This is a genomic window from Streptomyces spongiae, from assembly GCF_009377185.1.
Lineage (GTDB): Bacteria > Actinomycetota > Actinomycetes > Streptomycetales > Streptomycetaceae > Streptomyces > Streptomyces spongiae.
On record NZ_VJZC01000021.1, the window covers coordinates 11631 to 26549 of the forward strand.

Below are 14919 nucleotides of genomic sequence, written 5' to 3' on the forward strand. Positions count from 1 at the left end.
CAGAGATTCACCACATTCGTGACAAGGAGTAGATCCGTGATGACCCGTTCCGCGCGCCGGACCCGCCGGACCTTGCAGGTGACCGGGGCCGGCGTCGCCGCGCTGCTGGCCCTGAGCGCCTGCTCCTCCTCCGACTCGGACTCCGCCGGGTCGGAGGGTTCCTCCGCGTCCTCGTCCCCGAAGCTGTCCGGCACGGTGACGGTCTTCGCCGCCGCCTCGCTCAAGGAGAGCTTCACGACCCTGGGCAAGGAGTTCGAGAAGGCCCACCCGGGCACGAAGGTCACCTTCAGCTTCGGCGGCAGCGACGCCCTCGCCGCGAGCATCACCGGCGGCGCCCCGGCCGACGTCTTCGCCTCGGCCAGCCCCAAGACCATGGCGATCGTGACCGACGCGAAGGACAACGCCACCGAGCCGGTCACCTTCGTCCGCAACCAGTTGGAGATCGCCACCCTGCCGGGCAACCCCGACAAGGTCTCCTCCCTGAAGGACCTCACCAACCCGGATCTCAAGGTCGTGCTCTGCGACAAGGCGGTGCCCTGCGGAGCCGCGGCCCAGAAGGCGTTGGACGCGAGCAAACTGAAGCTCACCCCGGTCTCCTACGAGGAGGACGTCAAGAGCGCCCTGAACAAGGTGGTGCTGAAGGAGGCCGACGCCGCCGTCGTCTACAAGACCGATGTGAAGGCCGCGGGTGACAAGGTGGAGGGCGTGGAGTTCCCCGAGTCCGCCGACGCCATCAACGACTACCCGATCGCCCTGCTCAAGGACGCCCCCAACGCGGCCGCGGCCAAGGCGTTCATCGCCCTGGTGCAGTCCGCCGAGGGCCAGAAGGTCCTGACCGAGGCCGGGTTCCTCAAGCCGTGACCGACGTGGACAAGTCCGGTGCCGCGGCCGACACCCTGACGGGCGGCCCGCGGCGTCGGCGCGGCCCGGCACGTCTCCGAGGAGTGCCGCTCCCGCTGCTCGTGCCCGGTCTGGTGGGGCTGGCGTTCCTGGTGCTGCCGCTGATCGCGCTGCTCGTCCGCGCTCCCTGGCGCAGCCTGCCGGACCTGCTGACCAGCACGGAAGTGTGGCAGGCGCTCCAGCTGTCCCTGGTCTGCGCCACGGCGGCCACCGTCGTGAGCCTGGTCCTGGGCGTGCCCCTGGCCTGGCTGCTCGCCCGGGCCGACTTCCCCGGGCGCGGCTTCCTCCGAGCTCTGGTGACCCTGCCGCTCGTGCTGCCCCCGGTGGTCGGGGGTGTGGCGCTGCTGATGGCACTCGGCCGCAACGGGGTCGTCGGGAAGTGGCTGGACGCGTGGTTCGGGGTCACCCTGCCCTTCACCACGGCGGGTGTCGTGGTCGCCGAGGCGTTCGTGGCGATGCCGTTCCTCGTCATCAGCGTCGAGGGCACGCTGCGGGCCGCCGATCCGCGCTACGAGGAGGCCGCCACGACGCTGGGTGCCTCCCGCTTCACCGCGTTCCGCCGGGTCACGCTGCCGCTGATCGCACCTGGGATCGCCGCGGGCGCGGTGCTCGCCTGGGCACGGGCGCTGGGCGAGTTCGGCGCGACGATCACCTTCGCGGGCAACTTCCCCGGCCGTACGCAGACCATGCCGCTCGCCGTCTACCTGGCTTTGCAGAGTGACCCGGAGGCGGCGATCGCCCTCAGCCTGGTCCTTCTGGCCGTGTCGATCGCGGTCCTCGCGGGACTGCGCGACCGCTGGATGACCGCCTCATGACCCAGATCGAGAAGACCGCACACGACGACGGCGCTGCGCCGACTCCCACTGGCGAGGGGCTGGATGCGCGTCTCGTGGTCCAGCGGGGCCGTTTCCGTCTCGACGCCACATTGAAGGCCGCCCCCGGTGACGTCGTCGCCCTGCTCGGCCCCAACGGCGCCGGAAAGACCACGGCCCTACGCGCGCTGGCCGGTCTGATTCCCCTCACGGAGGGGCACCTGCGGCTCGACGGCGACTCGCTGGAGGGTATGCCGCCCGAGGCACGCCCGGTCGGCGTCGTCTTCCAGGACTACCTGCTCTTCCCCCACCTGACAGCCCTGGACAACGTCGCCTTCGGCCCCCGCTGCCACGGCGCCACCAAAGCGGAGTCGCGTGCGCAGGCCACCGAGTGGCTGGAGCGGATGGGGCTCGCCGAGCACGCCGGCGCCAAGCCCCGCCGCCTCTCCGGCGGCCAGGCCCAGCGCGTCGCCCTCGCCCGCGCCCTGGCCACCCACCCCCGGCTGCTGCTCCTCGACGAACCCCTCGCCGCGCTCGACGCCCGTACCCGCCTCGACGTCCGCGCCCAACTCCGGCGCCACCTAGCCGACTTCGAGGCCGTCGCCGTACTCGTCACCCACGACCCGCTTGACGCCATGGTCCTGGCCGACCGCCTGATCGTCATCGAGGAGGGGCGCGTGGTGCAGGAAGGCACCCCGGGCGACATCGCCCGCCACCCGCGTACGGACTACATCGCCCACCTCGTCGGCCTGAACCTCTACCCGGGCCAGGCCGAAGGGCACACGGTACGACTCGATGCCGGGCCCGCGATCACGACCGCCGAGGAGCTCACCGGGCCGGTCTTCGTCACCTTCCCACCGAGCGCCGTCACTCTCCACCGCGACCGCCCCACAGGCGCCAGCGCACGCAACCTCTGGCACTGCGAGGTCGCCGGCCTGGAGACTCACGGCGACCAGATCCGCGCCGCCCTCACCGGCGAACTCCCCCTCACCGCCGACCTCACCACGATCGCCGCCGCTGAACTCGGCCTCCATCCCGGCGCGGCGGTCTGGGCCACGGTCAAGGCGGCACAGACCCACGCCTACCCGGCCTGACACACAGCAGGAACGGGGACACAGGCCCCCACGACGTGCAAGACCCTGCCCGTCCGCCCCCTGGCAGATGCGAGCAGCAGCCTGCCACGCGCGCCGGACCCGACTAGCGTGATCCCCACAGAAGGAAGCAATACCGGCAGACCATCCCTCCCCCGTGAGGTGTTCTCATGAGCCTGAGCATCCGCAACCAGCTCCCCGGCACCGTCACCGCCATCACCACTGGTGAGGCCATGGCCGCGGTCAAGATCCGCCTCGACGGTGGCCAGGACCTCACCTCGGCGATCACCGCGGAGGCAGTCGAGGAACTCGGCCTCGCCGCGGGTTCCGCCGTGAACGCCCTGGTCAAGTCCACGGAGGTCTCCCTCGCCACCGGCGCGGTGGAGGGCCTGTCCATCCGCAACCGGCTGCCGGGCACGGTGGCCGCAATCGCTGCCGGAGCCGCGATGGCCTCCGTCAAGGTCACCGTCGAGGGTGGGGAGCTGACCGCCGCCATCACCAAGGACGCCGTCAGCGATCTCGACCTGACCGCCGGCTCCGACGTCACCGCACTGATCAAGTCGACCGAGGTCTCCCTCGCCACCGCGTGACCCGGCCCCGGCACCCGCCACGGCCGCCGCGTGAGCGGATGGCCCCTCGCGTGTACCCCGTCCGGGCTTCGGCTGTTCCACGGACTGGCGGACTGGCCGGTGGGGAAGCGCAACGTGGTGCGCTACGTCTTCCTGCACCCGGCGGTTCCATCACCCCGACGCAGGCGGCGCCTTCCGGCCAGGGCGAGCGAGAGGGGACGCGCTGAGCCAGAACTCGCCGTCACCCGTTCTCGTCGCGAGCCCGCAGGCGTGACGGCGGGCTCATCCGGCGGCCGAAACCTCCCGGACGGCCGCCGACGGTGAGGTGCCGCGGTCGAACCCCTCGTCGGTGCGCCAGCGCTGGGACCTGCGGACCCTGTCCTGTGGGACGGGCTCCAGGAGGATGACCGCCCCCGCGTCCCGGCGAACGGGCGTCACGGCCACTCCGGGCTCGGCGACAAGGGTGAGGAGGCCGTCGACCGCCAGGTCGTAACGTGTGTCCCCGGACTCCTCACCCTCCCGGCCCTCCGGATCGGTACACGGCCTCAGGGCGACGGTGCCCTGCGGCTCGGCGTTCAGGCACAGTTCGGGGGCAGCCTGGTTGCGCAGTCGTCCCCCGTCCTCCAACCACCACATCTGGGTGGCGGATCCCCCGCACTCCGCCGTCACCGCGGGCACGCCCACCAACTCCGTCGAAGCGCGCAGGTCGAGGCACAGTCCCGTCCTCACGTTGCGCAGCCGCGTGGCCGTGGCCTCGCCCGTGCCGGGGGCCGACGAGGTGCCGGGTGACGGGGGTACGGCGGACGGCTCGGGAGCGGAGCCGGACGGGCTCCGGGTCGGTCCAGGCACCGGACCGACCACCGCCTCGCGGTCACTCTCGGCTCCGCTGAGGGCCATGGGGGACGCCGCGACCACCCCGCACAGCACCACACCGGAGGCGACCAGCAGCGTCCACCGGCGCCGCCGCAGCGCGGGACCACCCGAGGCCGTCGGCTGAGCCTCCTCGTCCGCGGGCTGTGGGGCGGGCTCCGAGCGCGCGCGAGCCGACGCGATCACCTGGCGGGCGGGCCGGGTCGCGAGGTAGTCCGCCGCACGGAAGCCCAGTACGGCATCCGCGAGCAGCGCGGGGAGCCGGTCCGGGGACTGGTCCAGTTGGTCCACCGCCGCCCGGCAGTAGGCGCAGCCGTCGAGGTGGTCGCGCACCCCCGCCATCATCTCGATGGATCCTCGGCGGGCGTGGACGTCGATGAGCCGGTTGAGCCGGCGGCAGCGTTCGTCGGGTGCGAGATCGAGGTGGACCCGTACGCATTCGTCGCGCAGCAGGGTGCGGGCGCGCTCGGGATTCAGCTGGGAGGGTTCAGCGCCGAGCAGGAGCGCCACCGCCTCGATCTCCTCGCCCTCGACCGCCGTGTGCCACAGCAGTACATGAGCGCGGTCCGGCAGGTTTCGCAGAGCGCGCAGGACCAGGCTCCTGGCACCGCTCCCGCCACCCGTGCCGGTCGCCGCCCGGCGCGCGTCACTGGTCGCGCCGTCCCGCAGGTCCGGGTGGAGGGACGATCGCCTGTCGTCCGCGCTCCATTCCCGGGCGGCGTCGAGGACCGCCGCGAGCAGCCGCGGGCGCCACGGGAAGTCGATGCCGACGTGAGGTGCCGCGTCGCCGTAGGTGTTCCGGAAGGCGTGCCCGGCCAGCCGCTCCGCGGCGCCCCGGCGCGGCACCGTGCACAGCGCCGCGTAGTCCAGGACGGATCTGCCGTGCAGAGTCAGCAGCTCATCGGCCGAAGGCACCGCGTCTCCGCGTTCCTCTTCCCTCTCCATGGGCTCGGAATGCGTGAAGACGAAATCCACTCCGGGCGTCATGCGCTCTCCTCCGCGAACGGAGCTTCCACCGCGGGAGCACCATCCATGAATCCGGTCCCTTCCCTGTTCCGTACCGCCGATACGTCCGACCTCGGTTCCCGCGCTCGGACACCCGAGCCGGAGCGTCGCGGTCACGCCGGATCGACCAGGAGTACGTCCCGAGCGATGACACGGTTCACCCAGGGGCGCTGCCATCGGTCGCCTACCCCGACCAGAGCCTCTACCCGGTCAGTGGCTCAGACACCGGGTGATCGACCAGGAGACGGTGGTGCGACCGCTCGACGACGAGGTCGTCGCCCTCGGCGCCGAGTACCTCCGGACGCCGATTTGCCGGATCGGCAACAGGAGTGGCCGACCGGGGCGCGGTGGGCGACGGTGGGCCCGTGACCGACAACATCGCAGCAGGATCGCCCGCGTCCGACATCCCTTCGACTGCCGACGGATACGTCGGAGACCCCGCGGTGCGGGCGGAGTGGGACAGCCGGTACACCGAGCGACAGCAGTTGTGGAGCGGCCGGCCCAACGGTGCGCTCGTGGCCGAGGTCGCCGGGCTCACACCGGGGAGGGTGCTCGACGTCGGCTGCGGCGAGGGCGCGGACGCCGTCTGGCTCGCGCGCGGCGGCTGGGACGTGACCGCGATCGAGGTCTCGGGCGTGGCGCTGGAGCGGGCGGCCGGACACGCGCGGGACGCCGGCCTCGCCGTTCACTGGGTACACGCCGCACTCACCGAGGCGGTGCTCCCGCCGGCCTCCTTCGACCTGGTTTCCGCGCAGTACCCGGCCTTGCTGCGCACCCCCGACGCCGCGGCCGAGCGAGCGCTGCTCGCGGCCGTCGCGCCCGGCGGCGTGCTGCTGCTCGTACACCACGCGGGGATGGACACCCAGCAGGCGCACGACAGCGGCTTCGACCCGGCTGACTACGTCTGGCCGTCGATGGTCGCCGATCTGCTCGACGACGACTGGGAGGTGGAGGTGGACGAGCAACGGCCACGCGTGGCACCCGGTGGGGGCGCCGGTGGGCACCATACCGACGACCTGGTGCTGCGCGTACGTCGGCTGCGCTGAGAGGTGAGCGGTCGCGGCGTCCGGCTCGCCGACCGGACGGCAGCGCGTCGGTGCTCCAGGACGGGATCGAACCCGGTGTGCCGCCACCGGATCGTTGGCTAGGGTGGCAAAGTCAGACACGACGGGGGGGCTCCGACCTGCCACGCAAAGTCAAGATCCGGAACACCATTTACCGGTCACGGCAAGCTACCGCAGGTCGACCGGACGAGGTGGGCATGTGACCGGCCGGTCGGCGCCCGCGGTGCTGCCCCCGTCGCTGCGCCCGTGGCTCGGGCTGATCGCGGCCCTCGCCGCGCTGGTCGTCGTCGTGCTCGGGGTCCTGTACACCGGCCACAGCGAGCCCGGCACGGTGGACAGGTGGATCGTCCAGCCCACGGCGGACAGTGTGCGGCCGCCGTGGCGGAACGTCGCTCTGGCCACGGACTTCCTGGGGGAGCCCGCCGGAGCGGCGACGCTGGTCCTGGCCGCCGTGACGGGCTGCCTGCTGCTTCGGCGACCTCGTGCGGCGGTGCTCTTCGTTGCCGGCGCCGGCCTGACCGTGGGGACGACGACGGTGCTCAAGTCCCTGGTGGGACGCACCATCCACGGAGCCGACAACCTGTCCTACCCGAGCGGGCACACGGCCTTCCTCACCGCGCTCGCCCTCGTGCCGGCGCTGCTCGCGACCGGCCGGCTCGGCCTCGGCAGGACGGCCGGCACGTCACTGGTACTCGCCGCGGCGCTGGTCGCCGGTGCCGCCATGGGCTGGGCACAGGTCGCCCTGGGCGCGCACTACCCGACCGACGTCCTGGGCGGCTGGTGCACCGCGCTGGCGGTGGTCCCGGCGACCGCATGGCTGGTCGACCGGACGGCCGACCGGACGGCCGACGCCGGTCTACGAAAGCGTCACTGACGTCACGTCACGCCAAGCGGCGGAACACGGGCTTCACCGGTCGTCCGCCCAGCCAGGGGGTGGGATCACCGGCGTCCAGTGCCTTCCGGTACACCGCGCATGCCTGGGCCACCGCGTCGACGGTGTGATCGATGTCGGCGTCGTCGAGCGCGCTGCTCACCACGAACGACGGGGCCAGCACCCCGCCCTCGAGGAGCCGGCGCAGGAACAGGGTGCGGTACTGCTGCGACGGCCGGCGGTTCTCGTCGAGGGTGGCGAAGACCAGGTTGCTGGCCCGGCCCCGTACGACGATGTGGTCGCCGACCCCCATGCTTGCCGCGGCGTCGCGGACACCGGCGGCCAACCGCTCCCCGAGGGCGTGCAGTCGCGCGGTGACGCCCTCCTCGGCGTACGTGGTCTGCACGGCCATCGCGGCGGCCAGCGAGTGCGTCTCCGCACCGTGCGTGGTGGACAGCAGGAACACCCGGTCGCCGGAGTGACGCAGCCCGCCCAGCTCCATCAGTTCGCGGCGCCCGGCCAGCGCGGAGACGGCGAATCCGTTGCCCAGCGCCTTGCCGAACGTGGAGAGGTCGGGGACGACGCCGTACAGGCCCTGGGCGCCCGCCTCGGACCAGCGGAAGCCGGTGATCATCTCATCGAAGATCAGTACGCAGCCGTGCCGGTCGGCCAGCTCGCGCAGGCCGGCGAGGTACCCGGGCGGCGGCTCGGTGTGGGTGGCGGGTTCGAGGATCAGGCAGGCGACCTCGCCCTGGTACCGGGTGAGCAGTTCCTCCGTGGCGGCCAGGTCCCCGTAGGGGAACGCCACGGTGAGGTCGGTGGTCGCCGCCGGGATGCCGGCGGACATCGGCGTGGTGCCGATGAACCAGTCGTCGGTGGAGAAGAACGGATGGTCGGCGCAGAGGGCCACCCGCGGGCGCCCGGTGGCGGCGCGGGCGAGGCGCACCGCGGCGGTGGTGGCGTCGGAGCCGTTCTTCGCGAACTTCACCATCTCGGCGGTCGGCACCGTGGCCAGGAAGCGTTCCGCGGCCTCGACCTCCACGACGGACGGCCGGACGAAGTTGCTGCCGCGCTCGATCTCCCGCCGCACCGCCTCGGTCACGCGGGGGTGGGCGTGGCCTAGGCTGACCGACCGCAGGCCGGAGCCGTACTCGATGTAGCGGTTGCCGTCGATGTCCCACACATGGGCGCCGCGGCCGTGGCTGATGACCGGGGCCAGGTTCTCGGGGTACTGGTCGTCGCCCTTGGCGTAGGTGTGCGCGCCCCCGGGGATCATGGCGTGCAGCCGCTCGTTCGCCGCCTGCGACCTGGGCAGGAAGAACTCCTCAGTGTCCACGCTGACTTCAGCTCTCTCTCTGCTTCAGGACCTCGGCGAGGCTCGGCGCCTCCCGGTCCCGCTGGGACATCGATGTGGCCGGCAGCGGCCAGGGAATGGCGAGCTCCGGGTCGTCGAAGGCGATCGTCACGTCCTCGGCCGGATCGTGCGGGCGGTCGATCCGGTACGAGGTGTCGGCGGTCTCGGTCAGCGCCTGGAAGCCGTGCGCGCACCCCGCCGGGATGTACAGGGTCACCTGCGTCTCGCCGGACAGGTCGAAGGAGGCCACGTTGCGGTACGTCGGCGAGTCCGGCCGGAGGTCCACGACGACGTCGAAGATCCTCCCGTACGAGCACCGCACCAGCTTGGCCTCGCCGGCACCGGAGCGCAGGTGCAGGCCGCGCAGCACGCCCCGGACCGAGCGGGACACGCTGTCCTGGATGAAGGCGTCCGGGTCGAGGCCCACCGAGCGGACCACGTCGGCGTCGAAGGTGCGGCAGAAGAAGCCGCGCTCGTCGGCGTACGGCGTCGGCTCGAACAGGTACGCACCCTCGATCTCCGGGACTGCGGTCGCTTTCATGAAGCCTCCTGCCGTGCGTGGGCGTTGGCGTTGGCGTTGGCGTTGGCGTTGGCGTTGGCCTGATTGGCCGCCGGGAACAGGGCCGCGGTCAACTCGGTGAACTGGTCCTCGAGTTGCCGGGCGGCGACCAGGTTCCGCTCGGTGAGGGTCCGCCGCAGCTCCGCCGATCTCTGCTCCAGCGCCCGGAACTGCTCGATCAGCCGGTCGGCGTCGACCTCGCGAGCCGGGTGGCAGTACGCGCCGAGCCCCATCCGATCCATGAGCGCGTCGCTCTTCGCCGCGTAGCTGAGTGCGAGCGTCGGCGTGCCGACCTTCAGCGCGCAGATCAGGTTGTGGTAGCGGGTCGCCACCACGGTGTCGGCAGCCGCCGTCTCCTTCATCAGGTCGGCCAGCGAGGCCGCCTCGGCCGCGGTGACCAGCGGCGAGTCCACCGCGTCGAGGATCGCGGCGACCACCGGCGCGTCGCACTCGTCGCCGGTGAGCAGCCGGACCGGCCTGCCGTCCTCGACCAGCGCGCGGACGAACCGGGTCGTCCCGTCGAGGTAGCGCAGGTGGATCTCCTCGGCCCGGGCGCGGTCGTCGTCGCCACCGTGGAAGTCCATGACGCCGACGCAGACCGGACCAGTCGGACCCGGACCAGTCGGACCCGGGCCCGGCGGACCCGAGGGCACGCCCGCCGACGGCGTCGGCAGGGCGAAGGCGAGGTCCGGGTAGACCTCGTCGCGCGCGGTGTCCACGCCCATCTCCCGCATAGCGTCGCGGGACTGGGCGTCCCGGTACGACCGGTACGCGGCCAGCCGCGCCGACCAGCGCACCAGGGTTCGGGTCGGCCGGTTGCCGATCGCGGCGGCGCCGACGCCGACCAGCGCGACCCGGGTGCCGAACAGCCGGCCGCTCGCGCAGAGCAGGAACAGCGCGTACGGGAAGCCCCACGGCCGCAGCGGCAGCGTGGCCTCCAGGACGCCCATGCCCGGCACGATCACCACGTCGTGCCGGCGCACCCAGGCAGCGGTGCGGAAGGCGTCGACGAGTTTGCCCAGGCCCTTGCCCGCGATCGCGCCCGCACGCGACGCGGTCCGGTACTCCCCGCGGTACCAGTGCAGCCGCGTCGCGGGGATCGCGTAGCGGGTCGCGACGACCTCGGGGCCGCCGCACAACGCGTCCACGACCGCGTCCGGGTGCTCGGCGCGGAGGTACCCGAGCACGGCCTCCAGCGACCCGTCGTTGCCGAGGTTGCCGGAGCCGAGCAGGCCGAACACCCCGACGCGCACCGGGGTTTCGTCCGCGGACGTCATACCTGCCCCCCTGTACGACCCTCACGGCCGGCTACGAGAGCGTCGACGGAGACAGCGAACCGGGCCGGATCGACCGGAGCGCGGTCCTCGACGCGCTCCCCGGCGCCCGGCCGGACCCGGCTGGTCATCCACGCGGCGAGATGGCGGTAGCACGCGCGCCGGTCGGCGGCGGACAACGGCGCCCGCCGGACCGCCGAGACGAAGCCCCAGACGTACTCGGCGAGCAGCCGGGGCGTCGGGTGCAGCGCACCTGCCCGGCGCGGGTCCAGGTTGACGCACCGGGAGCGCTTGCTCGGATTGGCCCGCTCGGCGCGGGTGGGGTGGTCGCGGCGGAAGTACAGCAGCTCCGGCACCTGGTGGAAGGGCCCCTGAAGGACGAGCTGGGCGACGAACGTGCGGTCCGCGTGGTGGTAGCTGTCGTGCGGCTTCACCCGGCGCAACACGTCGGCACGCATCACCCCGTAGAAGTCGTCGCCACCGGGCTCGAACAGGAAGCTGCGGAAGCGCTCCGGCGCGTGCGGCGAGGCGGTGGCGAGCCCGTACTCGTACGGGACCTTCACCCGTCCTTCGCCGTCGATGACCGCCTGGTCGGAGTGCGCGAGAACCACGTCCGGCCGCTCGTCCAGCGCCTGAACGCAGCGCCTTAGCAGGTCGCGGGCGTAGAGGTCGTCGTGCGAGGCCCACTTGAACAGCTCGCCGCGGCACTCGGTGAAGACGTAGTTGTGGTTCGGCGCGGCGCCGATGTTCCTGGGCAGCCGGATGTACCGGATGCGCGAGTCCTTCTCGGCGTACCGGCGGCAGATCTCCTGGGTCCCGTCGGTCGAGGCGTTGTCGGAGATGACCAGCTCGAAGTCCTCGTAGGTCTGGCCGAGCAGGGCGTCGAGCGACTCGGCCAGGTACTCCTCGCCGTTGTACACGGGCAGGCCGATGCTCAGCCTGGGTTGGGCGGTCATGGGGTCCTCGCTTCGGGAACGGAGTTGTGGTGGTGCTCGCGCAGGGCGGACCGCAGCTGCAGCCACCACACGGCCGAGCTGCAGACGGTCGCGGCGGCGACGCCCCAGGCCGAGCCGACCGTGCCGGCCGCGGCCGCCCCGCCGAGCCCGCCGATGACGTAGCAGGCGGAGGCGAACAGCTGGCAGCGCAGGCTGCGCCGGGCCGCGGCGAGCGCGCGCAGCCCGGCCGCCGCGCCGGTGCCGAGTCCGGCGCCCGCGACGCCGAGCGTGGCCGGCACGATGAGCTGTGCGGCGGAGTGCCAGACGTCGCCGAGTACGAGCTCGCCCACCCGGTCCGGCATGAGGAGCAGCGCCGCGCCCCAGAGCAGCGCGGCGGCGGCCTGCCCGCCGCCCAGCAGGAGGCAGAACCTGCCAAGGCGGTGCGGGGCCCGCCTCAGCACCCGTGCCGCCTCCGCGACGGTGACCAGCGACAGCCCCATCAGCACGGCGAGGAACGGGCCGAGCAGAAGCTCGGCACCCCGCACCGCACCCACCGCGCCGACCCCGACGATCGCGCCGAGCCCGTACGCCCGCAGCTGGCTCGCGCCGCTGAGGCAGGTGTTCTCGACCAGGTACCGGTAGCCGAGGTCGCGGTGCTCGCGAACCCACGCGCGCGCTCCGGTCAACTGGGGCCGGATGCCGGACTGGAAGCAGCCGTACACCGCGGCCACCGCGGCGGATCCGCCCCAGGCGAGCACGAAAGCGGCCACGCTGCCCACGCGGGCCGCCACCACCATGGCCGGGACGAGCGCGACGCCCCACACGACGTCGTTGACGAACGCCTTCCGCCCGGTGCCGGCGGCGAAGAACGAGTACCGCCAGGCGTCCTGCAGCAGCAGCCCCGGCAGCATGACGCCGAGGCAGGCGAACGCGGGCCCCACGCTGCCGCCGAGAGCCGTCCCGACCACCAGACACACCGCGCCGATGACGGCACCTGCGCCGAGCGCGGTACCCGACGACCGGGCCACCGCCCCGCGCCAGGAGGCTTCCGACACGCCGCTGAAGCGCACCACGAGCGGGTCGGTGGCCAGCCCGCGGGAGACGCTGAGCACCACGCCGTAGGTCACCCAGGCCAGACTGAACACGCCGAACGCGGTCAGCCCGAGTGAGCGGGCCACGTAGATCCCCACCGCGAAGTTGGTCGCGCTGGAGGCCGCCTGGTCGGCCAGTCCCCAGGACAGCCGGCCGACCACGGCCCGCCTGGCGGTGGGCGGGGCCGCTGCGGCCGTCGTCTTCTGTCTCCCGGTGGTCATCGGCGTCATGCCTTGATCAGCCCGGCGCCGTGCAGGGCGTCGGCCGCGGCGGCGACGGTGTCGAACGGCAGCCCGGACCGCTCGGCGACGTCAAGGAGACCATGCTCGCCGTCGGCGAGGCTGAGCACCCAGAGCATGGCCATCTGGGCCTGTTTCGCGTCGCTGCGGCCGCCGAGCGAGTCGTACAACCCGCGTCGGCCCAGCTGTGGTTCGCCGTAGGGGCTGAGGTTGACGTACCGCCGGTTGCGGTCGAGGACGGCGAACGCCTCGCGGCAGACGGCGAGCGTGTCCGCCATCGCCTCCGGGGAGACGAAGTCCGGGTTGTCCGCCGAGGTGTGGTACTCGGGGTAGCCGGCGTACGGGGTCCGGCTGAGCGAGCCCACGCCGAGGTCGAACCCGGGCGAGCAGTACTGCCGCTCGTCGTAGCCGTACGGAGTGAACTCGTTGACGTGGTGCGGCCGTTCGGAGGCGGCCAGTACATGCCGCAGCACCCGGTCGATCTCCGCGTCGCCGCGTCTGCTCTGCTTGTACGTCAGCTGTCCCGAGTCGCCGGCGCAGGCCAGCACGAGGCCGTGCTTGACCTGGTCGATCCGCTCCGCGTTGCGGGCCAGCCAGGTGATCGCCCCGATGGTGCCGGGCGCGTAGATGAACCGGTAGGTGTAGTACGGCGTCCGCTCCGCCAGCGCCCGGGCCAGGAACGTCGCCACCGCGATGCCGGCCAGGTTGTCGTTGGCCAGCGACGGGTGGCAGACGTGGCAGGAGACGATCACCTCGTCGGTGACCTGCCCGGGGACCACGTGCTCGGCGTAGGTGAGGTGGCCGTCCGCGAGGGTGGAGTCGACGCACACCTCGTAGTCGCCGTCCGGCAGCGCGTCCAGGGTCTCCTGGGCCAGGCAGAACCCCCATTCCGGTGTGTAGTAACTGGTGCGGTACGGCACCCAGGCCGGGTGGTCCGGCAGGGTGTGCAGGTGTTCACGAAGCTCGGCCAGCGGCATGGTCCGCGACACGGGCACGCTGTAGCCGAGCACGTGCAGGCTGGACGCGGCGAAGTCGACGACGCGGTTGCCGGCGGTGTCGGCGATGTACGCGTCCCGGATGTTCCACTCCTGCGGCACCGTCCAGTCGAGCACCTGAGTCCCGGTCGGCACCTCGTGCACCTGCAGCGGAACGTACTCGCCGACGATCTCCAGGGTGGCGCGCACACCGTCGCCGGTGATGCTCCGGCAGAGCGGGTACAGCCGCTCCACCAGCGCGTGCATCTCTTCGCCGGCAGTGGTCATCGGCGCCACCGCAGGGTGTCGTCGACGGCGCCGGCGTCGGATGCCGCGCGCAGCACGGCAAGGCGGGTGAAGCGTCGCTCGAAGTCCTCCTGGGTCAGCCCGTGTTTCCGGTAGGCGTCGGCGAGTTCGAGCGCGCCCTGCTTCACCGTCCACTCGCAGTCGAAGCCGGGTATCGCGGCGCGGAACCGGGAGAAGTCCACCCGGTACGACCGCGGGTCGGCACCGTTCTCCCCGGTGATCACCACCTTCGCGCCGGACACCGCCTCGGCGACCTGTTCGGCGATCTCGGCGACCGTGACGTTGTTGGTCTCGCTGCCGATGTTGAACGCCCGGTCGTGCACCGCTTCCCGTGGCGCGGTCAGCGCGGCCGTGAAGGCCCGTGCGATGTCGGCGGCGTGCACCAGCGGGCGCCAGGGGGTGCCGTCGGAGAGCACCAGGACCTCGCCGGACAGGAGCGCGTGGCCCACCAGGTTGTTCAGCACGATGTCGGCGCGCAGCCGGGGTGAGTAGCCGAAGGCGGTGGCGTTGCGCATGAACACCGGGCTGAAGTCGCCGTCAGCCAGCGCGTGGAGGTCGTCCTCCACCCGCACCTTTGACTCCGCGTACGGCGTCACCGGGCGCAGCGGGGCGTCCTCGGCCACCAGGTCGTCGCCGCCGGCGGCGCCGTAGACGGAGCAGGTCGACGCGTACAGGAAGCGCCGCACTCCGGCGTCGCGGGCCAGCCGGGCGAGCCGTACGGACGCGTGGTGGTTGATGTCGTAGGTGAGTTCCGGCGCCAGCGATCCGAGCGGGTCGTTGGACAGGGCGGCCAGGTGGATCACGGCGTCCACCCCGGCCACGTGGTCGGCCGTGACGTCGCGCAGGTCCACGCGATGCCCCGACGGGTCCGCGGGCGGCGGGCCGAGGACGCAGTCGGCGAACAGGCCGGCGTCAAGGCCGACGACCTCGTGCCCGGCGGCCGTGAGGACCGGTGCCATCACGGTGCCCAGGTAGCCCTGGTGTCCGGTGAGCAGTACGCGCAA

At 72.5% G+C, this 14919-nt stretch carries 14 protein-coding genes; 6 read left to right on the plus strand and 8 right to left on the minus strand.

Translation table 11 applies throughout. The annotated features are described in order from the left end of the window. Positions 1 to 39: 39 nt before the first annotated feature. From modA to FNH08_RS05640, 4 genes are all read left to right on the plus strand, one after another. Positions 40 to 861 (plus strand): molybdate ABC transporter substrate-binding protein, encoded by an 822-nt coding sequence (gene modA, locus FNH08_RS05625; RefSeq protein WP_152770131.1) that lies wholly within the window; start codon positions 40 to 42, stop codon positions 859 to 861. After that, a complete protein-coding gene (modB, locus tag FNH08_RS05630; RefSeq protein ID WP_322723767.1) occupies positions 858 to 1715 on the plus strand; it encodes a molybdate ABC transporter permease subunit in 858 nt (285 codons plus the stop codon). The genes modA and modB overlap by 4 nt, the downstream gene beginning before the upstream one ends. After that, positions 1712 to 2806: an ABC transporter ATP-binding protein gene (locus FNH08_RS05635; RefSeq protein ID WP_152770132.1), complete on the plus strand. Its 1095-nt coding sequence runs from the start codon at positions 1712 to 1714 to the stop codon at positions 2804 to 2806. Before modB ends, FNH08_RS05635 begins: the two co-directional genes overlap by 4 nt. A gap of 167 nt (positions 2807 to 2973) precedes the next feature. Next, on the plus strand, positions 2974 to 3393 hold the full coding sequence (locus FNH08_RS05640; protein WP_152770133.1) for a TOBE domain-containing protein: 420 nt from the start codon (positions 2974 to 2976) through the stop codon (positions 3391 to 3393). A 261-nt stretch (positions 3394 to 3654) separates the two neighbouring features. On the opposite strand, the gene FNH08_RS05650 is transcribed toward FNH08_RS05640, so the two are convergent. Next, a complete protein-coding gene (locus FNH08_RS05650) occupies positions 3655 to 5229 on the minus strand; it encodes a ricin-type beta-trefoil lectin domain protein (protein WP_228033921.1) in 1575 nt (524 codons plus the stop codon). Between the two features lie 383 nt (positions 5230 to 5612). Between FNH08_RS05650 and FNH08_RS05655 the strand changes: the two genes are divergently transcribed. Next, positions 5613 to 6293, plus strand: a complete 681-nt coding sequence (locus FNH08_RS05655; protein ID WP_322723768.1) for a class I SAM-dependent methyltransferase — start codon at positions 5613 to 5615, stop codon at positions 6291 to 6293. A 217-nt stretch (positions 6294 to 6510) separates the two neighbouring features. Further along, positions 6511 to 7185: a phosphatase PAP2 family protein gene (locus tag FNH08_RS05660; RefSeq protein ID WP_322723769.1), complete on the plus strand. Its 675-nt coding sequence runs from the start codon at positions 6511 to 6513 to the stop codon at positions 7183 to 7185. Between the two features lie 7 nt (positions 7186 to 7192). Here FNH08_RS05660 and FNH08_RS05665 read toward each other — a convergent pair whose 3' ends face one another. From FNH08_RS05665 to FNH08_RS05695, 7 genes are read right to left on the minus strand one after another with little or no spacing between them, the layout of a single operon-like run. Next, on the minus strand, positions 7193 to 8518 hold the full coding sequence (locus FNH08_RS05665; protein WP_322723771.1) for a glutamate-1-semialdehyde 2,1-aminomutase: 1326 nt from the start codon (positions 8516 to 8518) through the stop codon (positions 7193 to 7195). Positions 8519 to 8525: 7 nt separating this feature from the next. Further along, positions 8526 to 9077, minus strand: a complete 552-nt coding sequence (rfbC, locus tag FNH08_RS05670) for a dTDP-4-dehydrorhamnose 3,5-epimerase (protein ID WP_152770134.1) — start codon at positions 9075 to 9077, stop codon at positions 8526 to 8528. Then, positions 9074 to 10372, minus strand: a complete 1299-nt coding sequence (locus FNH08_RS05675) for a polysaccharide pyruvyl transferase family protein (protein WP_152770135.1) — start codon at positions 10370 to 10372, stop codon at positions 9074 to 9076. Before FNH08_RS05675 ends, rfbC begins: the two co-directional genes overlap by 4 nt. After that, on the minus strand, positions 10369 to 11325 hold the full coding sequence (locus FNH08_RS05680; protein WP_152770136.1) for a glycosyltransferase family 2 protein: 957 nt from the start codon (positions 11323 to 11325) through the stop codon (positions 10369 to 10371). Before FNH08_RS05680 ends, FNH08_RS05675 begins: the two co-directional genes overlap by 4 nt. Next, positions 11322 to 12617: an MATE family efflux transporter gene (locus FNH08_RS05685; protein ID WP_407704336.1), complete on the minus strand. Its 1296-nt coding sequence runs from the start codon at positions 12615 to 12617 to the stop codon at positions 11322 to 11324. Before FNH08_RS05685 ends, FNH08_RS05680 begins: the two co-directional genes overlap by 4 nt. 5 nt (positions 12618 to 12622) lie before the next feature. Beyond that, a complete protein-coding gene (locus FNH08_RS05690; RefSeq protein WP_152770138.1) occupies positions 12623 to 13897 on the minus strand; it encodes a DUF4910 domain-containing protein in 1275 nt (424 codons plus the stop codon). Then, positions 13894 to 14919, minus strand: coding sequence for an NAD-dependent epimerase/dehydratase family protein (locus FNH08_RS05695; RefSeq protein ID WP_152770139.1), 1026 nt, complete (start codon positions 14917 to 14919; stop codon positions 13894 to 13896). The genes FNH08_RS05690 and FNH08_RS05695 overlap by 4 nt, the downstream gene beginning before the upstream one ends.